This window comes from Rhodococcus parequi, from assembly GCF_046042785.1.
Taxonomy (GTDB): domain Bacteria; phylum Actinomycetota; class Actinomycetes; order Mycobacteriales; family Mycobacteriaceae; genus Prescottella; species Prescottella parequi.
Map to the genome: position 1 here is coordinate 1 of NZ_JBDLNV010000004.1, position 23,742 is coordinate 23,742.

Genomic DNA, 23,742 nt, shown 5'->3' on the forward strand with positions numbered 1-23,742 from the left:
GCGGTGTCGGCGGCCGCCTGCGTGATGGTGGTCGCGGCCGCCCTGGGCGCGGTCGTCGGCAGCGCGGTCCACGACGCGGCGTCCGCCGGCGGGTCCACGCTGTGGCCGATGGCGCTGGTGCTCGCGATGTCGGCGTTCGTGGCCGTCGCGGCCTTCGTGGTCGACGCGCTTCGCATCGGCCCGCCCGGCGCGTTCCTCCCACTGCTCGCGGTGGAGATCGCGTCGGCCCTGCCCGCGGCCGGCGTTCCCGTCGGCCACGTCGTCGGCTGGACCGCGATCGGCGCGGTCACCGCGGTGCCCGTCGCGATGTCGGGGTGGGTGCTGCGGCCGCGGACCCCCGAACGCACCGCGGTCGCGTCGGCGATCGCGGCGGTCGACGCCTTCGACCACGATCGGACGTCGCCGGGGCGACGCCACGCCGCCGTCAAGGCCGTGCACGCCGCGTGGCAGTGCCTGCACGACGCGGACATCGCCGCCCGACGCGACCACCCCCTCACCCGGGACCTGCTCACGGCTCAGGACCGCTGCGTCTCGCTGCTGCACGGCACCGCGGCGGTCCTCGATGCCGACGGCGAGGACCTGTCGCGGCGCGTCCCCTCTCCCCGCCCGACCCTCCGATTCCGGTTCGGTCGCGCGGCACACCTGCGGGGCCGGTCGACACTGATCGTGGTGCGCCTGCTGGTCGCCTGTCCGGCGGCGGGCGGGATCGCGATGATTCTCGATGTCGCACGGCCGGATTGGGCGGTCATCACCGCGGCCATGATCCTGCACCAGGGTCCGGACCGGATCCTGGGGACATATCGGGCGGTGCATCGCTTCGCGGGGACGGTGCTGGGCCTGGTCATCCTCGCCGCGCTCACCCCGTTCGACCCGAGCGGCGCTGCGCTCGTGCTCGTGCTGGCCGCGTCGATGGCCGGCATCCAGGCATACCTCGTCCGCAACTACGGACTGGCGATGGTGTTCATCACGATCCTCGCGCTGTTACTCGGCGCTCTCGGGTCGCCGGACGACCTGACCGGGGTGACCCGCGATCGCCTGCTCGAGACGGTGATCGGTGTCCTCGTCGCGGTCGTCGTGCTGTGGAAGACGCTGCCCTCGTCGTACCGCCGGATCCTCGACGACGCCGACGCTCGGGTCGCGGGCACGATCGAACGGATCGAGTCTGCCTCCACGCCCGCCGAGGCGCGTGAACTGCGACGCGGGCTCGAGTTCGATCTGCACTCGGCGACGACGGCCGCGCTGGTGGCCGCGCACACCGACCCCGGATGGACCGAGACGCGGTGGGCACGCCATCACGCCCTCAACGAGGCCGGCTACCGCGCGCTCGCACCGTCCGGCGACGGCCCCTCGGGGTGAGCTGGGCGATGACCAAGCTGTCCCGGGGAGAGCGGCGTTGCGCTTCGGCGAGGCCGGTCCCGGCCAGGCCGCGCGGTGGTGGCGCCGCAGCACGATCGCGGATCGGACCGGTATGTCCGAGGGACGGCGTCGGGGCCGCGCGGCGAACCACGCGGCCCCGACGACGGGTCGAATCTAGGTGCCCGACGGCACGATCAGGACCGGGCAGTCGGCGGTGTGCAGCATCGCCCTGCTGGTGGAACCCAGCAGCATGCCCTTGAAGCCGCCGCGGCCGCGGGTACCGACGACGATCAGCTGGGCCTGCTCGGCGTACTCGCTCAGCACCCGCACCGGACGGTCGCGCGCGACGACCCGCTCGACGGTCACGTCCGGGTAGCGCTCCTGCCAGCCCGCGAGTCGCTCGGCGAGCACCACTTCCTCACCGGTCTGGATGCGGCTCCAGTGCGGGTCGTCCGGCGTCGCGCCGAGCGACGGCTGCACGCTCACATCGCTCCACACGTTGACCGCGACCAGGGTGGCACTGCGCATCGCGGCCTCCTCGAACGCCGCCGCGACCGCGGGCTTGCAGGACTCGGAACCGTCGACGCCGACGACGATCGGGCCTTCGGTCGGCGGATGCCCGTCGAGGGTGCGGCCGCGGACCACGGCGACGGGGCACTCGGAGTGCGCGGCCACCGAGGCGGTCACCGAGCCGACGACGAGGCCGGTGATCTCACCGTGGCCGTGCGAGCCGAGGACCACCATCCATGCCTGCTTCGACAGGTCGATCAGCAACGGCGAGGGCCGGCCCTCGAGCTCCTCGGTGGTGATCTCGATCGACGCCAGGTCCTCGGCCGACTGCTTGGCCAGCACCAGCGCGCTGTCCAGGCGCGCGCGGGCGGTGTCGTGCAGTTCGTCCTGGAAGCTACGGGCCAAGTAGGGCTCGGAGTAGTAGAACGCCGGGATGTGCACGGCGGTGACGATGTGGAGGCGACGCTGGTGGGCGGCGGCGGCACGAGCCGCCCACGCCACCGCGTTCGATGCCGCCTCGGAGCCGTCTACGGCGACGACGATCGCATCTGTTGCGCTCATGGATTCTGCTTCTCCTTCACACCCGCGGTGTGTTCGGTGACCTGTCGAGACCCATTGTCCCGATTTCTCGTCGTCGGGGTGTGGGTCTTCGGTCCCGGGCGAGCCGTGACGCTGGGCACGTCCCGGCTCGCCCGTAACGCTGTCAGTCGACGATTGCGCGCAACTTCTCGATGAGCGCGACCCGCCCGGCGCGGTCCGCGGCCAACGGCATCACGTTGAGCGTGGTGGCGCCGGCGGCGGCGAAGGCCGCGACCCGTTCCTTGACGAAGCTCTCGGTGCCGATCAGGGAGATCGCCCGCACGAGTTCATCGGGCACAGCCGCGGTGGCCTCCGCCTTCTTGCCGGCCAGGTACAGGTCCTGGATCTTCTCGGCCTCTTCCTCGTAGCCGTAGCGACACGCGAGGTCGTTGTAGAAGTTCTTGCCCTTGGCGCCCATGCCGCCGATGTAGAGCGCCAGGTTCGGCTTGATCCACTCCAGCATGGGCTCGACGTCGTCGCCGATCGCGAGCGCCGGGCTCGCGTAGATCTGCAGGTCGCCGAGGCTCGGATCCCGCTTCGCGGTACCCGCCGCGAGCGCGTCCCCCCACACCGACTGTGCCTTCTCCGGATGGAAGAAGATCGGCTCCCAGCCCTCCGCGATCTCCGCCGTCAGCGCCACGTTCTTGGGCCCGAGCGACGCGATGACGATCGGGATACGTTCGCGCACAGGATGGTTGATCAACTTGAGCGGCTTGCCGAGTCCCGTGCCCTGATCGGCGGGCAGCGGGATCTGGTAGTACTTGCCCTGGTACTGCACCTTCTCGCGGCGCCACACCTGACGGCAGATGTCGACCAGTTCACGAGTGCGGCCGAGCGGGGCGTCGTACTTGACACCGTGGAAGCCCTCGATCACCTGCGGCCCCGACGCTCCGATGCCCATCACGAAGCGGCCGTTCGAGACGTAGTCCAGCCCGGCCGCGGTCATCGCGGTGAGGCTCGGGGTGCGGGTGTAGATCTGGAAGATGCCCGACGCCAGTTCCACCGTCGACGTCTTCGCCGCGAGGAAGCCGATCTGGCTGACCGCGTCGAACGAGTACGCCTCGGGGACGAAGACGATGTCCAGGCCCGCCCGTTCCAGGTCGGCGACCTCCTCGACGGTCTCCGTGAATCCCCCGCTGTAGTTCAAGCCCATGCCGATGCGCACTTCGCCGACCCCATTCCGTATTTACCTGTGACGGACGTTACGCAGTGGACTCTACGACCGCTCGGGCCGAACCACCATCACGGGGCACTGCGCCTTCTGGACCAGCTCGTTACTGGTGGAGCCGAGCAGCAGTCCCCGGAATCCGCCGCGACCACGGCTACCGACGACCACCAGCTGCGCCTTCTGTGACCATGCCAGCAGGTGGGTCCGCGGGCCGTCGATGTAGAGCTCACGCTGAACCTCGACGTCCGGGTAGCGATCGCGCCAGCCGGCGAGACGTTCGGAGAGCACCTCACGTTCGGCGTCCTCGAAGGCGCGCGGATCACGGATAGCGCTCCGCCCCCCGGCGAGGGTGCCGTGCGGGGTGTCGCTCCAGGCATGGATGGCGACCAGCGGTACCCCGCGCAGGGCCGCCTCCTCGAACGCGACCGCGGTGGCGCGCTCACTGGTCTGGCTGCCGTCGATACCGACGACGACCGGTCCTTCGCTGGGGACCTCACCGTCGCGCTGATGCACCACGACGACCGGGCACACGCCGTGGCTGGCGGCGTTGACCGCCGTCGACCCGATGCCGCCCGCGGCACCGCTACCGGACGCCCCGAGGACGAGCGCGCGCGAGTCCTCCGACAGCGACACCAGCCAGCGAGCCCCGCCCATCGTGGAGATCTCGGTGGTGATCGTCAGATCGGCGGCGACCTCACGGGCCGCGGCGGCCGCACGGCCGAGGATCTCCTTGCCCTCGTCCTCCATCCAGTCGTAGATGCCGGCGACGTCGAGGTACGGCGCACCGTAGGTGTAGGGCGAGAAGTTGAGGGCGTGGATGATCCGCAGGGTGAGGTTGCGCTCCGCGCACATCCGCGCGGCCCAGACGACGGCCGCCTGCGCGGCGTCCGATCCGTCGACGCCGACGATCACCGAGTTCTCGTCCCGTGCGACCGACGGCTCCTCGACGCCCTGCTCCATGCCCTGTGCGGTCATCCCGCTCACCCTCTTCCGTTTGCGACGAATCGGTGTGGCATTCGTGGTCGATCCTGCCTCGGATCGATCCGATCGAGGTGCCGCCTTCGACGTTAGTCACTCGGACCGGTTTACGTAGGGATGCGAGAGTCCCGAGTAGTTCGGGACCAAGGTCCCGTGTGCACGGGGCCAAGGTCGGGACTCGAGGTTCGAGGGCGCGACACACGTCACATTTAATTGGAATCCCATATTCCAATTTCCTACGGTCGAAGCATGCAGCTGACGCAGTTCACCGATCTGGGACTGCGGATCGTCATGCGCCTGGCCGCCGGCCAGGCCGGATCCGCCGCCCCCAGCACGCGGACCGTCGCCGAGCAGCTGGCCGTCTCGTACACCCACGCAACCAAAGTGGTTGCGCGCCTGAACGAGCTCGGCGTGGTGACGACCCGCCGCGGGCGCGGCGGCGGCCTCGCGATCACCGAACTGGGCCGCACCGCCTCGGTGGGCTGGCTGACCCGTCAGCTCGAGGGCGACGGCGAGGTCGTCACGTGCGAGGGCGACAAGCCGTGCCCGCTGCGCAACGGGTGCCGGCTGCGGTCTGCACTGCGCGACGCGCAGGGAGCGTTCTACGCCGCGCTCGACTCGATGACCGTCCGCGACCTCACCTCCCCCGCAACCGTGCTGCCGACACCCGGGGTGCCGGCAGTGATCGAACCCTAGAAACCCGACCGACAAGGAGAATCCGATGCTCTCGGAGGCCTCGAAGGAAACCGTCCGCGCGACCCTGCCCGCCGTGGGCGCGGCGATCGGCGACATCACGACGCTGTTCTACCGCAAGATGTTCGACGCCCACCCGGAGCTCGAGCGGGACCTGTTCAACCGGGGCAACCAGCGCCAGGGCGAGCAGCAGAAGGCCCTCGCGGGAGCCGTCGCCGCGTTCGCGACGCTGCAGCTCGACCCCGATCCGGAGCGGGTCGATGCGATCCTGTCCCGCATCGCGCACAAGCACGCCTCGCTCGGCATCACCGCCGACCAGTACTGGATCGTCCACAAGCACCTGTTCGAGGCCATCGTCGAGGTGCTCGGCGAGGCCGTCACGCCCGAGGTGGCGTCGGCGTGGGACGAGGTCTACTGGCTGATGGCGAACACGCTGATCGCGATGGAGGCCGGACTGTACGAGAAGGCCGGGGTCGACGCCGGTGACGTGTGGCGTGCGGTGCGGGTGACCCGCCGGGACCACCAGTCCGCGGACACCGTCTCGTTCACCCTGGCCTCGGCGGAGCAGACTGCACTGCCGACCTTCGTACCGGGCCAGTACATTTCGGTCGCCGTGCATCTGCCCGACGGCGCGCGCCAGATCCGGCAGTACAGCCTCGCGTGCGGTCCCACCGACGACGCGTGGCGGATCACCGTCAAGCGCATCGCCGGCCAGATGCTGCCCGACGGCACCCCCGCACCCGACGGAGAGGTGTCGAACTTCCTGTACGACAACGTCTTCGAGGGCGACGAGCTGACCGTGTCGCTGCCGTTCGGCGATCTGGTGCTGCCCGACGACGACGCGCCGCTGCTGCTGGTCTCGGCCGGCATCGGCTGCACTCCGATGATCGGGATGCTCGAGCACCTCGCGTCCACCGAGGACAGGCGCAGCGTGTCCGTGCTGCACGCCGACCGCTCTGCCGCTCAGCATGCACACCGCGCCGAGCTCACCGAACTGGTCGAGAAGCTGCCGTCGGGCGTCGTGCACCGTTGGTACGAGGACCTGGGAGCACGTGAGGCGTTCGACGGAATCCGGGTGGGCCGTGCGGATCTGACCGACGTCACGCTCGAGCCCGGAACCCGCGCGTTCCTGTGCGGTCCGCTGCCGTTCATGCTGGCCATGAAGGAATCGCTCCTGGCCCGCGACGTACCCGAGGAGAACATCCACTACGAGGTGTTCGGCCCGGACAGCTGGGCGGGCGCCACCGCGTAGCCGCCCCGCACCCCCACACGGCCGTCGGCGACATCACGTCGCCGACGGCCGTGGTTCGTGGGCGGCACCGGGACGAGTGTTCTAACGTAAGGCGTGGCCCGATCTCAGTTGATCCTGACGCCGCTGACGCCAGCGGCGATCTTTCTCGTGCTCACCATCGACGAGGGCGGGGAGGATACCGTCCGTGACCTGCTCTCGGACGTCGACGGTCTGCGCAAGGCCGTCGGATTCCGGGTGGCCGACTCGGGATTGGTGTGCGTCGCCTCGATCGGGTCGTCGGCGTGGGATCGCCTGTTCGACGGCCCGCGTCCCGCGGAACTGCACGAGTTCGTCGAACTCGACGGCGGTCGGCACCGCGCTCCCGCCACACCCGGCGATCTGCTGTTCCACATTCGCGCGGTGTCGATGGACCTGTGCTTCGAGCTGGCGTCGAAGATCGTCGGACGGCTGCGCGGCGCCGCGACCGTCGTCGACGAGACGCACGGCTTCCGCTACTTCGAGCAGCGCGACCTGCTCGGGTTCGTCGACGGCACCGAGAACCCGGAGGACGTCGAGGCGGCCGAGGCCGCGCTCATCGGGGACGAGGATCCCGACTTCACCGGCGGCAGCTACGTGATCGTGCAGAAGTACCTGCACGACATGGACTCCTGGAACGCGATCTCCACCGAGGAGCAGGAGCGCGTCATCGGCCGCACCAAGCTCGACGACATCGAATTCGACGACGACGCGAAGCCCGCGAATTCCCATGTCGCGCTGAACACGATCACCGACGAGAACGGTGACGAACGTCAGATCCTGCGCGTCAACATGCCGTTCGGCAGCCTCGGCGACGGCGAGTTCGGCACGTACTTCATCGGGTACGCGGCCACGCCGGCGGTCACCGAGGAGATGCTGCGCAACATGTTCATCGGCAAGCCCGAGGGCAACACGGACCGCATCCTCGACTTCTCGACCGCTGTCACCGGCGGCCTGTTCTTCTCTCCCACCGTCGAGTTCCTCGACGACCTCCCGCCGGCGCCGGGCATCCGGCAGGCCGGCACCGAAGACGCGAGCCCGTCCCCCGCCGCTGACGGATCACTCGGAATTGGCAGTCTGAGAAGGAGTTCCACACGATGAACAACCTCTACCGCGGTCTCGCCCCGATCACGGACGCCGCCTGGGCGTCGATCGAGGAGGAGGCGACCCGAACGTTCAAGCGGCACATCGCGGGACGCACCGTCGTCGACGTCTCCGGCCCGCACGGCACCGACTTCTCCGCGGTGGGGCTGGGGCGCACCACCATGATCGAGGCCCCCGCCTCCGGCGTGATGGCCCGGCAGCGCCGGGTGGCCCCGCTCGTCGAGTTGCGGGTGCCGTTCACGCTGTCGCGCCAGGAGATCGACAACGTCGAGCGCGGCGCGCAGGATGCCGACTGGGACGCCGTCAAGGAGGCCGCGAAGAAGATCGCGTTCGCCGAGGACCGCGCGATCTTCGAGGGCTACGCCGCCGCCGGCATCGACGGCATCCGGGCGAGCTCGTCGAACCCACCGCTGCAGCTGCCCGAGGATGTCCGCGACGTCCCCGAGGTCATCAGCCAGGCGCTGTCCGAGCTACGCCTGGCCGGCGTCGACGGCCCCTACTCGGTGCTGCTGAGTGCCGAGGCGTACACGCAGGTGAGCGAGACGTCGGATCACGGCTATCCCATCCGCGAGCACATCCGCCGCCTCATCGACGGCGACATCATCTGGGCCCCGGCCATCGACGGCGCGTTCGTGCTCACCACCCGTGGTGGCGACTTCGACCTGCAGATCGGGCAGGACCTGTCGATCGGCTACCTGTCGCACGACTCGGAAACCGTCGAGCTGTACTTCCAGGAGTCGCTGACCTTCCTCACCTACACCGGCGAGGCCTCGGTCGCACTGTCGGCACGCTGATCGACGCCGGAGTCGTTGCTCACACGAACGAAACACGGGGTTGACAGTGCGCCGGGAGCGAAGGCTAACCTAAGCTCCGTTGCCTGAACGGTGACGGAGGACCCGGGCCACCGGGGGTACGAGGAGCAGCTTTCGTGATCGAGGACCTGATCGAACTCGCCCATTCGCAGGGCGTCGTGCGTGAGACGCTCGCCGGCCCCGACGGGTGCGACGGATACATCCTCGCCTGCGCAGACGGTGTCACGTCGATCCGGTTGTGGGTGCGCCCCGACGGACGGTTCTCCCGCGCCGACGGCAACGCCGGCTCGCTGAGCCTCGGCCAGGTCATGACGGTGTGCGGGCTGTCCTACTCGTCCCGCACGGCTGCCGCGCCGGCCGCCTGACCCACCGCTCACCGACGACTCGAACGAGAAAGTCCCCGCCCGGATGGGCGGGGACTTTCCTTCGTTTCGGGGTCGGCTCACATGGTGGCCGAGGCGCCTCGCCAGGTGACCGCGACGCCGCGCTCCTCGAGCCACGAGGACGGGTCGATCTTGGCGCCGCCCGGGCTCCACACCTCGAAGTGCAGGTGCGGGCCGGTGGACTGGCCGCGATTGCCGACGGTGGCGATCTGCTGCCCGGCGACCACGTGCTGGCCGACGTTCACCTGGTAGTCGTTGACGTGCCCGTAGACCGTGGTGGTGCCGTCGTCGTGCTTGACGCGCACCCACAGGCCGAACCCGGACGCCGGTCCGGCGTCGACCACGACGCCGTCGGCGGCCGCGTAGACCGGGGTACCGATCGGGGCCGCGATGTCGAGGCCACCGTGGTGGCTGCCCCAGCGGGGCCCGAAGTCGGAGGTGAGCGTGCCGGAGACCGGCTTCACGGCACGTGCGTTGCTGTTCCCCACCGAGCCGAAGGCGGCCTCGGCGGCGGCTGTGAGGTTGTCGACGACGTCCTGCACCTGGGGAAGCTCGGCCGGGATCTCGATCGCCCTGGCCTGCTGGATCAGCTGCTGCGCGGAGGGCAGCACCGGTGCCGCAGGAAGGGCCGGCAGTTCGAACTGAGGAAGCGGCAGTTCGACGCCCGCGGGCAGCAGCCCGGCGGGGATCTGGAGCGGCGCGGGAGCCGGGGCGGGGTCGGCGGCTGCGCTGCCGGCGCCGAGCTGGGCACCGGCGGTGATGATCGCGCCCGTTGCGGCGGCGACCGTGGCGGCCTTCAGGCCTGCCCCCGGACCGGAGGTCTCCTCACGGTGGCGGCCGCGCCGGAGCGTCGGGTCGAGCTCGATGAGAACAGCGTCTGCCGACGTCCGGTGATGGCGTCCCACAGTCAATTACCTCGTCAATCGGTTTCTTCGGCCGCACACTCCGGAGTGCACTCGATCTTGCTGCCGGGCCAAGGTAACAAATCCATATACGTCCCCGCCAGCGTTACCTGATCTTTATTTTCGAGTCTCCGCATCGGCGCTGGGAGTGCAGGCGATCGCAGCGGGGCCGCGCCCCGGCCACCGGGCGTGTCGGCACGCGGCGCCACGCCGCCCGCCTGTCGGGCGTTCCGCGTGTTCACCCCTTCACGTCGGCGGCCCGACCGATTCATCGCGGACGGCCTCCGGCCGCTACACTCCCTAACTGCGGAACAGCGCGAACCCTGTTCGCCTCCGCCCCCGCCCTCGTAGCTCAGGGGATAGAGCACGGCTCTCCTAAAGCCGGTGTCGCAGGTTCGAATCCTGCCGAGGGCACATAGTTTATGCAGGTCAGAGGCTATATCTCGCCTCAGTTCCGACCTTTGCGCCTAACGCGTGCCGAATCGCTTTGCGTTCGTGCGTCCAACAAGAACGGCCCCAGCAGGTGCTACCAACACCGGCCAGGGCCTAGGACCACGACGGAAGTAGCCGCCATGAACCGTTCCACAAGTGTATCCACGCACCCTGACAAGTCGCTATGCGCGCGTGACATTGCCGCCGCCACCCTGTGCCAGGTCTGCGACCACGCCGAGGCACTGCACTCCCCCGACTCTCACGCATTCGTTGCGCCGCCCCACATGAGCACCGTCGAAGTCCTCGACGCCATGAGCGCCCACCTTGGCGCTGACCCGTCCGGCCACCGTGCGTTCCGACTCCTGTCGATGCTTGCCGTCGATCACCCGGACGCCCTACTGGGCACCATCGCCACCGCTGAACGGCTCTACCCGCAGTAGTGGCCTGCCCCGTCAATCACGGTCCTTGTGCCCGTGATTGACGGAGTGGGTCACTGCCCGCGCGTCGTTCAGAGTGCCGCCCGACGAAAAGACCAGCGGCACCCGGTGTTCTCAATCCTGTGAACCGGCACAGGCGCTCACTTGCTGGGGTGCACACATTCAAGTGGGTTCGACACTTCCGCTCGCTCACTTCACGTGGGCGGGCTACGGGTGTTGGCCTGACGCGGTCAAGGGATGGGTTCCGTGGGTTGTTCCGGGGTGGGGTTCAAGCTTCTGCCGCCCTTGGGCGTCCGCTCGGTCCGGCCAGCCGCCGTCAGGCGTCCGCTGCGATACTCACCGCACCAACCAACATTGAAGGAATCATGCTCGTCACTCACAGCACTACCAGCACGTTCGATCCGTCTGCACGCGAGGACGGCAACGACGTGACCCTGACTCTCAGCCCTGACCTGTCCGTTGATCTGACGCGGGCGCAGGCTGCACACTTGCACGCGATCCTTGGTGAGGTGTTGAACCGCTAACTGATTCGCACGCTGAGACACGAACGGCCCCGCACCGATAGTCAGGTGTGGGGCCGTCTTGCTGTTGCCGGTAGGGCTACGCGACGAATTGATCCGTCCAGACCTTGACCCGCGCCTCGCGGTCCTCACTCCGCTTGCGAACTAGTTGAGCTACCGCACCCGAGAGGACTGCACCCCACACCGCAGCTAGCCCCACGTCGAACCACCCAAGCTGACGGTCCCCGACCAGCACGAATGAAATAGCAATAAGAACAAGGGAAATGACGGGCAGCCAGTAGCGCATGACATGGCCTCTCTTTTGGTCCTGCTATCAGGTTACTTCACGGCAACAGCCGGACATGCAACGCGAAGGCCGCGCACTCAGCACGGAATGCCGTGGGCGGCCCGTGTATCAAGGCTGTCGGGGCATGCCGCTAGCGTCGACAGCTGGTAGGTACGAGTTCGCGCGGGAGCGCCCACACCCAGGAGTGCACATGTCGGCATGGCGGCCACTATCCGAACGATCCTCCGGTAGGCCGGCAGAAGCCCTCTATGAGGGAGTCCCCCCTCACCTTGCCCCCAGCCTGATCTACTACCTCCAAGGCAGATTCGGATACCGCACGCCCCCTAAGGGTGGCCGGTCAGCAATGGACGATTCCTTCATGCTCGGCGTTGCCGTTCGCGCAAAGATCCGGGTAGCAGTCGATACTTCTCGGACCGAGCTCATGAACAGCCTCCTGCAGCAGTGTCTCAATGACCAGGACAAGTTCCTCGACGTGATCGATGCGGTACTGAGCTTCAGGCCCGACACCTACCGCAAAGGACTGGCTCGCACACTCCTTGATGCTGGCTCAGCATGGACCGTATCGGCTGAGGGCGATTCCCTTGAGCGGCGCGTAGACGCCACCGCGCGTGAACAATTCGAACTAGCATCCAGCCCCGACGACGATGCGGCACGGGAACTGCGTGAAGCGTGGGCACAGGCATACGGCCTCACGCCTGACCCCTCCGACGCTTGGGACCATGCGATCAAGGCAGTTGAGGCGGCCCTCTGGCCCCTAGTAGTCCCTAAGAACCCCACGGCGACGCTGGGGACGATCGAGAAGGCAATCGTTGCCAAGCCCTCCAAGTGGAATCTTGCACTCGAAAGCAACAGCATTGGCGGCGTCGAAACGCTCCACGCTCTCCTCAAGATGATGTGGCCGAACCCTGACCGACATGCAACCGGAGCAACTCGAGTGCCGACCCAACAGGAGGCCGAGGGCGTCGTTCAAATTGCCGTGCTGATCGTCCAGTGGGTCAGAGCAGGCATGTTTACCTTGGAGAACGCTCCCGCAGGGGCGGGGCCACTCTCCAATCCTTCTGTCCCTGTGGTCTAGCAATCGAAAACACACGCCTCCGACCGAGGCAGCAGTGAAGCTAAGCTGCCACACGCCTTGCTGCACCTCAACCACCTGCCCCACTCCACGGGTGAGTATCACCCGTCCGTTGTGCCTTGACTTGACCTGTTCCACATTCAGTTCGGACGACGCAGGAGAGCCCTCTAGACCATGAAAAAGTCCGTCAAACCCAGCGCAACGAACCTCTCCATAGGCCAAGTGCTACCGGATGAACTGACTGCGATACTCCGGCTTGCTGCGGACAGTGCGGACAACCTGCGGATCGATGCTCGCTGGAAAGACGGGCACGACGCGCACACGAACGACCCCGCGGAAATCGCCCCAATCGAGGACGCCGCAAACCTCAAGCTCATCGAAGGCAAGTTCGAGTACGCCGACCGCTCATTCCTCTATCTGAAGCTCACTGATCGGGGCCTGGAACTGAGCGCAAAGGGGGAAACCGCAAGGGACCGCCTTACGACGATCACTGAGCGTTGGGAGCAACTCCCAAAGCGCGGCAGGCTCTCTTGGAATCAGCACCACCTCACCCTGATGCCTGCACTGACCGGCCTGACAGGTGGCGTGTTCGTCTGGCTTGTGCTGCGTGCCGCCACTATGGACACATCAGGCGGGAGTTGGCTCGTGTTTGGAACGCTTGTCATCGCAGTGTTGTCGTGCCAGATTGCCGCCCGGCTGAGCGTTCCCGCGCGGACAGAGCGCAGGCTCGTCATCTTGGCCCGTCGGCCAGGACCGAGCTCCTCAGTGGTTTGGACCGCTCTTGGGGCCATCTTCTCTGTGGGATCATTCGCAATCGCGGCACTTGCATATCTAAAGACCTAGCAGGCTCGAATCCCCGCGATACCACGAGAATCGAAAAACGCCCCCTACAACCCAATTGGGAAGCAAGGGGCATCTTCATGCGGACGCGAACCGACGCGAAAGGGGGGAAAGCCGTCAGCTCACGTCAAGCTCACGCCGCAGCAGTCGCAACCTTCACGATCGACAGCGGATGATGGATCGACGCGTTGAAACGACCCTCGACACGGACACGAACCTGGTTACGGGCGAAGTCGTCACCGACCGCCTCAGACCACTTCACGTCAACGTGCCCATCAGTGTCAACCAGCGTGTGCGCGGTATCGAGCAGCAGCGCAGAGTTCGCAGGCACAGCGTTCGAGACGACAATCGGCGTACCCCACAGCCGACGCGCCGCACGATCAACGGCAGCGTGTCCAAGGTCCAGCTGACCGGACGTGTTGCGCGTCAGTTCGAGGGCCTGCCAGTCGTCAGGTGAGAGCACGAACAGCGACGGCACGTAACCGGCAACCTCAAGTTTCGTCATGGCCGCGCGAGCAGACGTGAGAACGTCCGTATCGAACGCCTGAGCCTGAATGCCACTCGTGTTGAGGATGCCCGTGAACTCGTCGTTGCCGTCCACCACCGCGCCGGTGCCGGTGATGAGCTGACGCTCAACCTCCGTGCGGAGACCGTAGGTCATCTCCGACTCAAGGAAGCGGGTCAGGTTAACGCCGTCAGCGAGCGTGTAGCTATCGACAGGCTCACTGACATGCGCAATGACCTTCAACGCTATGTCCACCGTCTCAAGCCCATAGAGCGAAGTCGGCTTCAACGCACCAGGCGCGACGCCCGCAGCGTTGTTCTCGCGGAGCGTCTGACGCTGAATCTTATAGACCGGCGGCCGCACAACCGTCGTGAGTGCTTCAAGCAGCGACAGCGCCGGACGCCCGTCCTCGATCTGAGACGCGTTGAGCAGCGGGACGTTGGTCACCACGTCGCCCGTCTGCGTGAGCGCCTTCATTCCGGTGCCGACGTCGCCCCGCATGGTGCGTGACATGTCTTGCGCGAGCGCGCGGCCCTTGGTGCCAGTCAGGGTGAGGTGTCCCGTGGACCCTTCCGCCGGGCCTGTGAATTCAGACGGCCCATCCCAGCCGGGAGCGGGCGCGTAGTCCGCTGCACCGAGACCCTTTAGGGCATTCACAAGTGCCTCACCTTCGCGGGCCTTGGCGAGGTGGGCGTCATAGCCCTTCACTTCCTCAACCAGTGCCGCGAACCGGGCGGCGTCGCTGTCGCTCATGTCGCGGCCCTTGGTGCGGGAAACAATCGCCTCAGCCTGCTTGACGGCAGCAGAGCGCTTCTCAGAAATCGTAGTCATGTGTTTTCCCCTTTCGTGGGAATGTGTAATATCCGCAGGCCGCAGTTGGCACGCGCAGCGCCAACCCAACCCACGATCGAATCGCATTCGAACCGGCACGACACCCTAGATTTAGGGGATTTAGAATCCGAGTTCGCGCCGTAGAACCAACTCGGATTTAGCCTAGCAATCGCCCGTAGTATGTTTACGGTTCCTCTTTCCGGTTACGGCTTCGTGGTGACACCTATCCCGGAACGCACGTGCCGCATCCAGGGACCGCGACTCATACAATCGGCCACCGCCGACCTTTCGCGTCGTCAACAAGCCCCTCAGCCGCCAATCACGCAATGTCCAGCGAGAACGCGTGACCCGCTCACACGCCTCATTTTCTGTTAGCCAGGTGGAACGAGTCGGGTCCAGATAATCCGGCTGGAATCGAGTGTCAATCATGGCGCGTCATGCCAAACCTTGTCATCCCAATGCGCCGCATGTTCGACCGACACGTCTATACACCTACCGAGAACACGGCTACGCACAGTCATGCGGGAAACGTCCCCTTCATGGTCGTGCTCGTCCTGCGCCGTGTCTTCACCGGCCACGGACACGCGGTCGTAGCCGGTAGACCGATCCGTCATCAGCAGAATCCTTCGTTAGTCCAACCGCTCACATCTATCCAGGCAGGCAGCCGACACCTCGCGCGCGTGATGGGGTACCCCAGGCGGGGGGAAAGACCCTGACCCCGCCCGAAGGGGGCCAGGACCAGCGCTTTCTAGTGATGTTTGGCCCCTACCCCCGGGGTTCCTCTCACCATTGGCGGGTTTGCCGGCCAAGCCCGAACAGGGGCGCACGATTGCCGCGTGCCTTGTTGCAAGTGGCGTGCGAGGGGCGCAGGTTCGCCGGGTCTTCCGCGTGTTCCGGGTGAGTGCTGACCGGGTGAAGGTGGTCAGGTTGGAACGCCTCGGGATGGTCGCGCGGTAGGTCGTAGTCGATTGGCTGCCCGCATAGCCAGCACGGGTGGTTGGCCTCGGCTGAGCGTGCCCGGAACTGAACTTTGAGCTTGCGCCACCGTCGCGTGTCTCTACCCGCTACCATTGCCGCCCCATTTGCCCGCTAAGCGACTTTCACGCTTCACTTGAGGAATTGCTTTAGGCTTCGCGCTTTCGAGTAGGTAGCGGTCACTACCGCCGAAGCGTTGCCGCGTCGGCTTGATACCCGGTCTGATTGGTGGGACTGTCCAGTCCACGTTTCCTCATTCCTGCCAGAGTCGCCCGCCTGCATTGCCCGACGTAGGCACGGCATGAGGCTTTGGTATTTCGCGTGCGAGCCAGCTTTCAAATGCCATATCCCAGTCCTTGCGCGCCCAGTCGTGCTCTACGACGTAGCTCTTGAAGTACGCGGCTACAGCTTCGAGGTCTAGGCATCTCTTCTTCGCCTGTTCTCGATGCTTGGAGTTGGGTTCCCAGTCGTCAGGAAAGGGCGCTGGTCCCTGCTGGTAGTTCTTTGGGTTTAGTTCATACCCCGCAGCCGGGGGCACCCTCCCCCCGGTCACGGGGGCACCCTTACCCCCGCCACGGGGGTACCCCCTGAGCAGGGTGATAAGGCTTGACGTTCGTTCCCGATGTGTGTCGCTACGCTCGAAAGCGACGTTCCCGCTCGTGTCTTTCCACCTGTGCTGAACCTTGAGGAGACCGGCGGATTCAAGCTCTCGCAAATACTTGTCCACGCTGTCGGGCTTGCTCATTCCAAGCCCTTTGGCGAGAACCGCACGTGACGGCCAGGCTTCCCCTGTTGCCGAGTCTGCGAACTTCCCGATGAACGCAAACAGCTTGAAAGCGTGCGAGGAAATACCCGAGTCGAACACCTCGAACGGGATGGTCACGAATTGCTCAGTCAAGGCTGACCCCCGAAAAGCGTTGGTGCGTGTTCATCCACACGCCAACGCTCCAATCCCTGTCCGGGGTAAGTGGCGTAATCAGATTGTGCGCTTCGAGCTCTTCCAACCCCTTGAGTACCTGCTTGCGCGTCATCCCGGCCTCACGTGCGAGAACTTCCACAAAGTCGTAGGTATTGCTCATGCGTCCGCCACCGCCTTGGCCAGCTTTTCCTCGTGTACGTCAATCGCATCATTGAGGGTATCGCGCAATTGATATGCCTCGGTTTCCGTCAGCCAGAACACCGTTCCATTGATCGTCTTGTCACGGAGCCGAAAGCATCTTCCGTCGGGGCGCTTGTTGAGGAATGCACACAATCGTTCGTCGTTCACTTCTAATTCCATCCTACGAATCGTCTTGCTTACGACCACGACCAGGGAAAGGGCGTTCCATGTAGCGCCTCACCTGTTCCAGTTCGCAAGCCTCAAGTGACTCGCGTTCGTACCGCCACTGACCGAACAGCTTTTGAGCCTTGACCTCACCCTGGTACCGCCAACGCCTCAACGTGCTTGGTGCGCGACCAACTACCCGCAGCGCCTCAGCCTCGGTGAGCCACATTGGACGCAAGCGCATTCCCTCAGCGAGTAGATCGTCGGGTTCGCGGATCACGCGCGGGAACCCATCGGGCGCATGACCCGATCAAGTTCGCTGAGGTCAACGCGGATGACGCGCGGCCCAACGCGGTATGCCGTGAGCTTCCCGGCTGAGATGTAGCGCCGGATAGTGCGTGTGCTGACGCTCAGCGTTTCGGCAGCTTCACCGAGCGTGGAGTAACGTGTTTTGGACATGGGTGTACGCCTCTGCATTGCATTCGTTGGACGCCCCAGACTTCCCGCTGAGGCTTGAGAATGGCGGCGTACCCACCCGGCTACCTAATTAGGTCTCGTGCCGCTTAGTGGCGTCGTGTCCGCTCTTGCCATGACAGTAACACCCAAAATCAGGACCAAACTGGGCCACAATGCGGATTCCCGCGTGGGCGGGCCAAGAATGTAAAAGCCCGTCCTACCGTGTCCAACATTGGGTAACAATCCACAGACAGAACAGAGACGCAGATCACAGAAGTTGTGACCGCTCTACGTCCACAGACCCTCAACCAGTGCCCTGTTCCGCGACGCCGTGCTGTGCGTGTACCGAGCACTCATTGCCGAGCTGGTGTGCCCCATCAAGACCATGTGATCGGCCAACGTCGCGCCAGCCTGAGCGAATAGCGTTGCCGCAGAATGCCGCAGGTCATGGAACCTCAGCGCCTCGTGCCCGATCTCCTTCGCAGCCCGCTTGAAGTGGGGTCGCACCGCGTTGTCGTGGACCACCTCGCCATTCACAGACGGGAACGCCAGGCCAGCCCGCCCAGGCAAAGCGAACTCCTCGATAAGCGCCGCAATGATCGGACGCAACGCTGACGGCAAGGGGACCGTTCGCAGCGCCGCACGAGACTTGGGCGCGCCAATCACGAACTCACCCTTCATTCGCACCACGGCACGCGACACCGTGACCGAGCACTCGTCAGCCTTAAGTACGAAGTCCGACCGCCTGAGGGCCACCAGTTCACCCCAGCGCAGCCCCGAGAAGCCCGCCACGAGGACAAGCGCCCGCCACCGTTCCGGCATCGCAGCGGACAGCTCGCGAACCTCGGCCGCGCTCAATGCGATTGGCTCAAGCACCCGGCGCTTGACAGCCGCCCGCTTCACTCGGCACGGGTTCGCGGCAATCAGTTCGTCATCAAGCGCCTGGTTCAGGATCGTTCGCAGTAGCGAGTAGGCGTTCGAGTTCCGCGTCGGGAACGGCTCAAGGCCGGCAAACCATGCCCTCACCTGCTGAACCGTCAGCGCGGTAACGGCCACCTCGCCCAACTCAGGAAGAATCACGTTGTCGAGGTAGCCCTTGTTCAATGCGCGCGTGCGTGGCTTGTGACGGCCTTCCGTCTCGGCATACCAGCGTTCGGCATACACAGCCAGAGTCAGCGCCGACTCAGGGTCAGGTGCACTGGCAACGAGTTCTCGGGCCTCTGGCGGGGTCCATGTGTCGAGGTCAATCCTGCGCCGTTCGGCAGCTAGCCAGGCGACCGCATCGTCATATGCGCCGAACGTTGTCGCGGCTTTGTGCGGCAATCCATCGGGTCCGGTGTATCGAGCCTGCCAGCGGCCCGACGTCAGTTTTCGGGGCGCGCCGAAGCCTCGCTTTGGTCGATTGCCTGCCATACGTGCCTCACCCTGCGCCTAATACGTGCCAAACCAGCGTAGCGACGTGTCCACTTGTGCCTAATCATGACCAAAGGTACAGTGTCCAATCACCAGGTGAAACACTCAGTTTCCCCAGGTGGAGGCACTGAACGCGGATAGCATGATCACAGGTTCGAATCCTGCCGAGGGCACCAGAGCCCGCGAGAACACTTACTCAGCAGCTACGTTGTCGACGGAGTCGACGTACCACCGGACCGTGGAGCGGATTTGCTCTGCCAACTGGTAGATGTCGACGACGGTCTCGATGTCGTGCCGGGTACCGACCTTGTTGCCATCTTCGAAGGTCGTCACGAACTTCACGGACTTCCCGTTCAGGTGCAATCGAATGATCGGCTTCCGGTTGTTGTCGTCGAGAAGCACCGCGCAGTAGCTCTTCGAGTCGCGGTACACCACCCGGTGAGGCGCCACGTCCGCAACAGCGATCGCGCGAACGATGTTGAACCCTTCGAGTTCTTCTTCGGTGGTGACGATCTCTGGATCTGGTGCCTCCGGCGCCACAACGTCGTCGCGAGGGATCACATCCACGACTTCGACTCTCGAAGTCGCGATTTCGTCGCGTCCGACTCCTTCGCCCAGCGCGTTCTTCAACCGATCGTTGACTTGGTCCGCAACGTACTGGCCCGTCGCCTTCGAGACGAGCCCACGGAACTGATCGACAACTCGCTGCGTGGCCTTACCGTCGTAAACCCTCGCTACGAAGTACCTGATCCAGTCGTCCGTCGGCTCCTTCATCTCGTTCGCGAGTGCTCGCTTGACCAAACCGATGTACTTCAGTTCCTCCGCAGCACTGATCACCGATTCGAGGTCGAAGGATTCCTTCGACAGCTTCTGAACCTCGGAGATCAGCGAACGATCGACGTCAAGAAGGTCGAACACGAGGAAGGGCTTCTCATCCATTCGATTCGGAGCGTCGCCGTCGGTGTAGATCTGGTACACCTGGCCGTTTGTCAGGATCGCGATTCGAGCGGACGTAACCGCGAAGTACCGGAAAAGTTGGGATGCATGCTGCAGGCTGAGTGGCTCCCCGACCTTCTTGCACTCGATGAGAATCTGGACCTCGCCGTTCTTCATGATGGCGTAGTCGATCTTCTCTCCCTTCTTGACGCCCACGTCCGCAATGAACTCCGGGACGACTTCGGACGGGTCGAAGACGTCGTAGCCGAGTACCGATGAGATGAACGGCATGATGAGCGCGTTCTTGGTCGCTTCCTCAGTGGCGATCTCCGCTTTCCTGGCGCGCACCTTGCCCGCGAGTGTGCCGATCGCTTCCGCGAATGTCATTCCCTAGCCCCCTGGTTCACGAGATATTGACCTCGAGCAGGAAGTAGAGCACAGGGGGAAGGACAAAAGCGCCAAATTGGTGAAAGCACCGATGGAACGAGAAAGGCGCGGGCACGAGCATCCATTCCGTCTCCTGACGCCGACGATCGTGAAGGAATCCTCTCGGTATCCGCCGGAAATCCTTCAGGCTCACAGGTTCGTCGGACTGCTAGTCGACCCGCACCTCGGCGACACCGCTGAACACCGCTACCCCGTCCTGATTCCGGGTCGTGAGCGCGAGATCCGCGACCGTTCCGCCGTCGTCGCTCTTCCGGATTGCACTGATCTCGACGCGGACGGTGAGGGTGTCCCCCGGCCACACCTGCGAGATGATCCGTCCACCGAACGACAGGACGTTCGCGTGGCCGAACCGGTCGGTGACTGCCCGGCCGGCCATGCCCATCGTGAGCATGCCGTGCGCGAAGACGCCCGGATGCCCGCGATCGCGCGCGTAGACGTCGTCACTGTGCAGCGGATGGAAGTCGCCGGACGCTCCGGCGTACATGACGATCTGTGCGCGGGTGAGAGCGTCGACCACGACGACGGTCCACGAGCTGCCGACCGCGAGATCCTTTGCTGACGAACCGACTTCGACGTCCGTGCCGGCCGGATCCGGCGAACGCTCCACCTCCGCGCTGGACGCGGGCGCGTCGGGCTTGCGTTCCACCATGGCAGAGACCCACCGCGCACTCGCGACGAGGTCGCCGTCGGAATCGCGAAAATCCGTGAGGGTCTCGGTGAACGTCATGGTTCCGGCGCGGCGTCCGCGCTTCTCCCACGTGGCGCCGGGCCGCGCATCCGCGGCCAGGACGTCACCGGCGCGGACGGGGCGGTGGAAGGTGAAGTACTGCTCCATGTGGAAGCCGGACTGCTGCTCACTGCCGCCCCGGCGCGAGCCGAGCCACGACGCTCCCGGACGCGGACGGCGCGCGTAGGTGGGATCGAAATGGTCCGCCGCCATCAGGAAGGTCGGCGGCGCGACGAGCGCATCCGGACCGGTGGCCGCCAGCCGCTCGACATTCTCGAAGGCGGGATCGGCATCGCCGATCGCGCGCGCGAACTGCATGAGATGGGAACCGTGCACAACCAACTCGAACATGCCACCTGCTTCCTGAGGGGGACGCACCGTCTACGCGAACGTGCTTCCGACAACGTCACACAGCGCGGGTGTGGCCCGCGGTTCGGGACTCGGTGAGTGGGATCGCGGCCTCACGCCCGCGTGACCGGTTGCTGCAGTTCGGTGAGTGCGCGGAGTCGTCGGCAAGGCTCGATCCCGTCACGCGCCAGCCGGGCCATCAGCCCGGGGCTGGTGCCCGGGTGTCGAGGACCAAGGACCCGGCAGTCAGGACACCTGGTCTCCGGTCTGCAGTACCACCGGATCGACCGCCTCGTCACACGCCGCGACGACGAAGGCCTCGTGTGCGAGCGCCGCCTCTTCCTCCGTTGCGTACCAACGGCGCTCGAGGGTGACGTGGTCGCGATCGAACACCGCCGCCTCGAAAATGCGCGGGGGTCCGGGTTCGCCGTCGGCGTCGAGATCGAGACCGATCCACGCCGTCGAGACGTCGCGGGCCCAGTCCAGGTCCGCCATGTCCAGGATCGTGGTCGACCCGACCCTGTCGTAGCCCGGCTGCCCGAGCAGGCGTTCGGCCTCCTCCGCCGGGATGGGACGCCCGGATGGGTCGTACCACTGCCGGTTCGCGCCCACTCCATCCGCCATCGCCACCTCCGTCGCCCGAACCGGCGCGGAGAGCCGCCCGGTCCTCCGAAATGTACCGGGAGTCGGGAAACCACTGTCATCCAAGCCCTTTCAGGGCGACACCGTGGTCAGCAGCGACAGACCGAACACGAGAAGCCCACTGACGAACCCCGCGACCACCACCAAGCCCGACATCGGGTGCTCGAGCAGCGAATCCGCCTGCACCTCCGCGCTCGACACCTCTGCACTCGACCTCGACACCGTCTCCATGACTCACCACCGATCCTCACGACTCCAACGACCGGACCGGTCGAACGGAAGAGCACTAATCTATGCCCTATGGTATAGATTTACTAAGCGAAACACTTGAGACAAGGTGCTCGGCACCAGATAGGAAAGCGACGAACTGCAGTTCAACGACGCGGACACGGCACGTCGAGGCCGAGGATCGCGACCCGCCGGCACGGTTCGGTGGCCCGACAGAGAGACGAGCGACATGGCACGCAAGCACGAGTACTTCACGGACCTCTACACCGACGCCCTGATCGGTTTCGCCGCGTTCACGCACCTTCCGGCGTCGGTCGTACGGACCGCCTCCGGTTACGCGATCCGTGCCGACGCCGGATTCGGGCGCATCCTGCTCGCCACGAACCACGAGGACGGCCTGGCGGACATCCGCAGCGAACTCGATGTGTGGACGGTCCAGGTCCTGCAGAACTCCCCCGCGGGACCGCAGCCGCTCACGGAGGAAACCGACCGCGACCTGGTCGCCGCGTACGGCCGTGCGGTGGAACGCCTCGAACTCGAGGGCTCGTGGTCGCCGGTGGAAGTCACCCTCGACCGGCCCGTCAGCGTGGTCGAGGGCGCAGCGTAGACCGGCGCGATCAGGCCTCGGCCAGCGCGTCGACCGGCGACCTCGTGAGTTCCCCGAACTTGGCGTCGGAGTCGATCCACTTCGGCGAACGGCGCAGGGCGTCCAGTGCCTGGTCGAAGGCGTCGGCCAGCCATTCGTCCCGGGCTTCCTCGAGCAATTCGTCCCCGGACTCGCCGTCGGACTGCTGGAAGAAGGCGACGTGCCAGGCTTCGATCGCGTCGACATCGCTGGTCAGACCGTCGCCGGAGTTGGTGGCCAGAACGTAGCGATTGAACTCGAAGTCGACGCGAATGGCATATCGGCCGAGGACGTTGACGATGTTGGCCGGACGATGGGTGGCGGCTGCGAGCGCGATCAGAGCATCGGTGTATCGATCGGTGTGTTCCTGCGTGCGGGGCATGTGCCCTCATCTCTGATGTGAAGTGGCCCCCGCGGTGCACGGTGGCAGCCGGCGCACAGGGGCAGCTCCGAGCTCCCCCTTGCGTTTCGCCCGATCGATCGTAACGGCTCCGACGACCATTTCCGCAAGTCACAGCACAAAGCTGGCTCGACCGAAGGAGGTTACCTGTGTAGACGAGAAACAGATTTCGACCACAGGATCCGCATGCCTGACCGCTGGGATCGCGTCCCACGCACGGTCACAGCCCTGTACGAAGCGGAGGATTCGATGCGCACCCATACTCACGAGCGGACCAACCGCTCCTCCAGCCCGACGGCCGCCCCCGTCGACCGGGGCGTGTACAGCATCTCGGTGACCGCCGAGCTGTCCGGAGTCGGCCCCCAGACCCTGCGCCTGTACGAACGCCGGGGCCTGCTCGACCCCGACCGCACCGGCGGCGGCACCCGACGCTACAGCCGCGACGACCTCGAGCGGCTGCGCCGCATCACCGAACTCGTCGAGCTCGGTGTCAATCTCACCGGTGTCCGCGAGATTCTCACCCTCGAAGACCAGCAGTCCGCACTGCGCGCGGAGATCGCACAACTGAGCCACTCCTCGCCGGGACCGAGCGGCCGCTGATCGCC

The 23,742-nt window shown here is 65.7% G+C and carries 28 protein-coding genes and 1 tRNA gene; 11 read left to right on the forward strand and 18 right to left on the reverse strand.

The genetic code is table 11. From position 1 onward, the window contains the following. Positions 1–1,356 (forward strand): FUSC family protein (locus tag ABEU20_RS11650; RefSeq protein WP_420164586.1); only part of this gene is annotated, 1,356 nt, incomplete at its 5' end. Between the two features lie 174 nt (positions 1,357–1,530). Here ABEU20_RS11650 and ABEU20_RS11655 read toward each other — a convergent pair. The 3 genes from ABEU20_RS11655 to ABEU20_RS11665 form a co-directional block, all read right to left on the reverse strand. Next, positions 1,531–2,427: a universal stress protein gene (locus tag ABEU20_RS11655; protein ID WP_420164587.1), complete on the reverse strand. Its 897-nt coding sequence runs from the start codon at positions 2,425–2,427 to the stop codon at positions 1,531–1,533. A gap of 142 nt (positions 2,428–2,569) precedes the next feature. Next, complete coding sequence (locus ABEU20_RS11660) at positions 2,570–3,610, reverse strand: LLM class F420-dependent oxidoreductase (protein ID WP_420164588.1); 1,041 nt, start codon at positions 3,608–3,610, stop codon at positions 2,570–2,572. Positions 3,611–3,661: 51 nt separating this feature from the next. Further along, on the reverse strand, positions 3,662–4,588 hold the full coding sequence (locus ABEU20_RS11665) for a universal stress protein (protein WP_420164589.1): 927 nt from the start codon (positions 4,586–4,588) through the stop codon (positions 3,662–3,664). Between the two features lie 252 nt (positions 4,589–4,840). Here ABEU20_RS11665 and ABEU20_RS11670 point away from each other — a divergent pair, with 252 nt between their 5' ends. The 5 genes from ABEU20_RS11670 to ABEU20_RS11690 all read left to right on the forward strand — a co-directional run bounded on the left by ABEU20_RS11670 (position 4,841) and on the right by ABEU20_RS11690 (position 8,832). Then, the gene (locus tag ABEU20_RS11670; RefSeq protein WP_420164590.1) at positions 4,841–5,287 is read left to right on the forward strand and encodes an RrF2 family transcriptional regulator; all 447 of its coding nucleotides are present in this window, start codon (positions 4,841–4,843) and stop codon (positions 5,285–5,287) included. A gap of 25 nt (positions 5,288–5,312) precedes the next feature. After that, on the forward strand, positions 5,313–6,536 hold the full coding sequence (locus ABEU20_RS11675; protein ID WP_420164591.1) for a globin domain-containing protein: 1,224 nt from the start codon (positions 5,313–5,315) through the stop codon (positions 6,534–6,536). A gap of 93 nt (positions 6,537–6,629) precedes the next feature. Further along, entirely contained in the window at positions 6,630–7,652 is a 1,023-nt protein-coding gene (locus ABEU20_RS11680) for a Dyp-type peroxidase (RefSeq protein ID WP_420164592.1), read from the forward strand. Beyond that, positions 7,649–8,449 (forward strand): family 1 encapsulin nanocompartment shell protein, encoded by an 801-nt coding sequence (locus tag ABEU20_RS11685; RefSeq protein ID WP_420164593.1) that lies wholly within the window; start codon positions 7,649–7,651, stop codon positions 8,447–8,449. The genes ABEU20_RS11680 and ABEU20_RS11685 overlap by 4 nt, the downstream gene beginning before the upstream one ends. A 134-nt stretch (positions 8,450–8,583) precedes the next feature. After that, positions 8,584–8,832, forward strand: a complete 249-nt coding sequence (locus ABEU20_RS11690) for a hypothetical protein (protein ID WP_420164594.1) — start codon at positions 8,584–8,586, stop codon at positions 8,830–8,832. 77 nt (positions 8,833–8,909) lie between these two features. Here ABEU20_RS11690 and ABEU20_RS11695 read toward each other — a convergent pair whose 3' ends face one another. Beyond that, positions 8,910–9,755 carry a M23 family metallopeptidase gene (locus ABEU20_RS11695; protein WP_420164595.1) on the reverse strand — a complete coding sequence of 282 codons (846 nt, stop codon included), beginning with the start codon at positions 9,753–9,755 and terminating at the stop codon, positions 8,910–8,912. 338 nt (positions 9,756–10,093) lie between these two features. On the opposite strand from ABEU20_RS11695, the gene ABEU20_RS11700 reads away from it, so the two are divergent. Beyond that, positions 10,094–10,166: transfer RNA gene (locus ABEU20_RS11700), tRNA-Arg, on the forward strand. Positions 10,167–10,366: 200 nt separating this feature from the next. Here the strand turns inward: ABEU20_RS11700 and ABEU20_RS11705 are convergent. After that, positions 10,367–10,570, reverse strand: coding sequence for a hypothetical protein (locus ABEU20_RS11705; RefSeq protein WP_420164596.1), 204 nt, complete (start codon positions 10,568–10,570; stop codon positions 10,367–10,369). Positions 10,571–11,771: 1,201 nt separating this feature from the next. On the opposite strand from ABEU20_RS11705, the gene ABEU20_RS11710 reads away from it, so the two are divergent. Both ABEU20_RS11710 and ABEU20_RS11715 read left to right on the forward strand, forming a co-directional pair. After that, a complete protein-coding gene (locus ABEU20_RS11710) occupies positions 11,772–12,503 on the forward strand; it encodes a hypothetical protein (protein ID WP_420164597.1) in 732 nt (243 codons plus the stop codon). A gap of 171 nt (positions 12,504–12,674) precedes the next feature. After that, positions 12,675–13,343 carry a hypothetical protein gene (locus ABEU20_RS11715; RefSeq protein WP_420164598.1) on the forward strand — a complete coding sequence of 223 codons (669 nt, stop codon included), beginning with the start codon at positions 12,675–12,677 and terminating at the stop codon, positions 13,341–13,343. A 130-nt stretch (positions 13,344–13,473) separates the two neighbouring features. Here the strand turns inward: ABEU20_RS11715 and ABEU20_RS11720 are convergent, their stop codons facing one another. The 12 genes from ABEU20_RS11720 to ABEU20_RS11775 form a co-directional block, all read right to left on the reverse strand. Further along, a complete protein-coding gene (locus ABEU20_RS11720) occupies positions 13,474–14,676 on the reverse strand; it encodes a phage major capsid protein (protein ID WP_420164599.1) in 1,203 nt (400 codons plus the stop codon). Positions 14,677–15,459: 783 nt separating this feature from the next. Continuing rightward, positions 15,460–15,747, reverse strand: a complete 288-nt coding sequence (locus tag ABEU20_RS11725) for an HNH endonuclease (protein WP_420164600.1) — start codon at positions 15,745–15,747, stop codon at positions 15,460–15,462. A gap of 157 nt (positions 15,748–15,904) precedes the next feature. Then, positions 15,905–16,534 carry a helix-turn-helix domain-containing protein gene (locus tag ABEU20_RS11730; protein ID WP_420164601.1) on the reverse strand — a complete coding sequence of 210 codons (630 nt, stop codon included), beginning with the start codon at positions 16,532–16,534 and terminating at the stop codon, positions 15,905–15,907. A gap of 7 nt (positions 16,535–16,541) precedes the next feature. Beyond that, positions 16,542–16,730, reverse strand: coding sequence for a hypothetical protein (locus ABEU20_RS11735; protein WP_420164602.1), 189 nt, complete (start codon positions 16,728–16,730; stop codon positions 16,542–16,544). Beyond that, positions 16,727–16,918, reverse strand: coding sequence for a hypothetical protein (locus tag ABEU20_RS11740; RefSeq protein WP_420164603.1), 192 nt, complete (start codon positions 16,916–16,918; stop codon positions 16,727–16,729). The genes ABEU20_RS11735 and ABEU20_RS11740 overlap by 4 nt, the downstream gene beginning before the upstream one ends. Before the next feature lie 13 nt (positions 16,919–16,931). Next, entirely contained in the window at positions 16,932–17,159 is a 228-nt protein-coding gene (locus ABEU20_RS11745) for a helix-turn-helix domain-containing protein (protein WP_420165117.1), read from the reverse strand. Positions 17,160–17,191: 32 nt separating this feature from the next. After that, the gene (locus tag ABEU20_RS11750) at positions 17,192–17,392 is read right to left on the reverse strand and encodes an excisionase family DNA-binding protein (RefSeq protein ID WP_420164604.1); all 201 of its coding nucleotides are present in this window, start codon (positions 17,390–17,392) and stop codon (positions 17,192–17,194) included. A 267-nt stretch (positions 17,393–17,659) separates the two neighbouring features. Next, entirely contained in the window at positions 17,660–18,784 is a 1,125-nt protein-coding gene (locus ABEU20_RS11755) for a tyrosine-type recombinase/integrase (RefSeq protein ID WP_420164605.1), read from the reverse strand. A 192-nt stretch (positions 18,785–18,976) separates the two neighbouring features. Further along, positions 18,977–20,107 carry a type I restriction endonuclease gene (locus ABEU20_RS11760; protein WP_420164606.1) on the reverse strand — a complete coding sequence of 377 codons (1,131 nt, stop codon included), beginning with the start codon at positions 20,105–20,107 and terminating at the stop codon, positions 18,977–18,979. 208 nt (positions 20,108–20,315) lie between these two features. Further along, entirely contained in the window at positions 20,316–21,245 is a 930-nt protein-coding gene (locus tag ABEU20_RS11765) for an FAS1-like dehydratase domain-containing protein (RefSeq protein WP_420164607.1), read from the reverse strand. A gap of 243 nt (positions 21,246–21,488) precedes the next feature. After that, positions 21,489–21,866: a hypothetical protein gene (locus ABEU20_RS11770; protein WP_420164608.1), complete on the reverse strand. Its 378-nt coding sequence runs from the start codon at positions 21,864–21,866 to the stop codon at positions 21,489–21,491. A gap of 90 nt (positions 21,867–21,956) precedes the next feature. Beyond that, the gene (locus ABEU20_RS11775; protein WP_420164609.1) at positions 21,957–22,085 is read right to left on the reverse strand and encodes a hypothetical protein; all 129 of its coding nucleotides are present in this window, start codon (positions 22,083–22,085) and stop codon (positions 21,957–21,959) included. Between the two features lie 256 nt (positions 22,086–22,341). Here ABEU20_RS11775 and ABEU20_RS11780 point away from each other — a divergent pair, with 256 nt between their 5' ends. Further along, a complete protein-coding gene (locus tag ABEU20_RS11780) occupies positions 22,342–22,719 on the forward strand; it encodes a hypothetical protein (RefSeq protein WP_420164610.1) in 378 nt (125 codons plus the stop codon). A 10-nt stretch (positions 22,720–22,729) separates the two neighbouring features. Here ABEU20_RS11780 and ABEU20_RS11785 read toward each other — a convergent pair whose 3' ends face one another. Continuing rightward, positions 22,730–23,119, reverse strand: coding sequence for a hypothetical protein (locus tag ABEU20_RS11785; protein WP_420164611.1), 390 nt, complete (start codon positions 23,117–23,119; stop codon positions 22,730–22,732). Between the two features lie 267 nt (positions 23,120–23,386). On the opposite strand from ABEU20_RS11785, the gene ABEU20_RS11790 reads away from it, so the two are divergent. Further along, positions 23,387–23,737: a MerR family transcriptional regulator gene (locus ABEU20_RS11790; protein WP_420164612.1), complete on the forward strand. Its 351-nt coding sequence runs from the start codon at positions 23,387–23,389 to the stop codon at positions 23,735–23,737. Positions 23,738–23,742 lie beyond the last annotated feature (5 nt).

Coding starts and splice junctions, on each gene's coding strand:
- ABEU20_RS11655 (WP_420164587.1), bottom strand. CDS start 2,427: ATGAGCGCAACAGATGCGATCGTCGTCGCCGTAGACGGCTCCGAGGCG.
- ABEU20_RS11665 (WP_420164589.1), bottom strand. CDS start 4,588: ATGACCGCACAGGGCATGGAGCAGGGCGTCGAGGAGCCGTCGGTCGCA.
- ABEU20_RS11670 (WP_420164590.1), top strand. CDS start 4,841: ATGCAGCTGACGCAGTTCACCGATCTGGGACTGCGGATCGTCATGCGC.
- ABEU20_RS11675 (WP_420164591.1), top strand. CDS start 5,313: ATGCTCTCGGAGGCCTCGAAGGAAACCGTCCGCGCGACCCTGCCCGCC.
- ABEU20_RS11685 (WP_420164593.1), top strand. CDS start 7,649: ATGAACAACCTCTACCGCGGTCTCGCCCCGATCACGGACGCCGCCTGG.
- ABEU20_RS11710 (WP_420164597.1), top strand. CDS start 11,772: ATGGACGATTCCTTCATGCTCGGCGTTGCCGTTCGCGCAAAGATCCGG.
- ABEU20_RS11715 (WP_420164598.1), top strand. CDS start 12,675: ATGAAAAAGTCCGTCAAACCCAGCGCAACGAACCTCTCCATAGGCCAA.
- ABEU20_RS11720 (WP_420164599.1), bottom strand. CDS start 14,676: ATGACTACGATTTCTGAGAAGCGCTCTGCTGCCGTCAAGCAGGCTGAG.
- ABEU20_RS11725 (WP_420164600.1), bottom strand. CDS start 15,747: ATGGTAGCGGGTAGAGACACGCGACGGTGGCGCAAGCTCAAAGTTCAG.
- ABEU20_RS11735 (WP_420164602.1), bottom strand. CDS start 16,730: ATGAGCAATACCTACGACTTTGTGGAAGTTCTCGCACGTGAGGCCGGG.
- ABEU20_RS11745 (WP_420165117.1), bottom strand. CDS start 17,159: ATGCGCTTGCGTCCAATGTGGCTCACCGAGGCTGAGGCGCTGCGGGTA.
- ABEU20_RS11750 (WP_420164604.1), bottom strand. CDS start 17,392: ATGCAGAGGCGTACACCCATGTCCAAAACACGTTACTCCACGCTCGGT.
- ABEU20_RS11755 (WP_420164605.1), bottom strand. CDS start 18,784: ATGGCAGGCAATCGACCAAAGCGAGGCTTCGGCGCGCCCCGAAAACTG.
- ABEU20_RS11760 (WP_420164606.1), bottom strand. CDS start 20,107: ATGACATTCGCGGAAGCGATCGGCACACTCGCGGGCAAGGTGCGCGCC.
- ABEU20_RS11765 (WP_420164607.1), bottom strand. CDS start 21,245: ATGTTCGAGTTGGTTGTGCACGGTTCCCATCTCATGCAGTTCGCGCGC.
- ABEU20_RS11770 (WP_420164608.1), bottom strand. CDS start 21,866: ATGGCGGATGGAGTGGGCGCGAACCGGCAGTGGTACGACCCATCCGGG.
- ABEU20_RS11780 (WP_420164610.1), top strand. CDS start 22,342: ATGGCACGCAAGCACGAGTACTTCACGGACCTCTACACCGACGCCCTG.
- ABEU20_RS11785 (WP_420164611.1), bottom strand. CDS start 23,119: ATGCCCCGCACGCAGGAACACACCGATCGATACACCGATGCTCTGATC.
- ABEU20_RS11790 (WP_420164612.1), top strand. CDS start 23,387: ATGCGCACCCATACTCACGAGCGGACCAACCGCTCCTCCAGCCCGACG.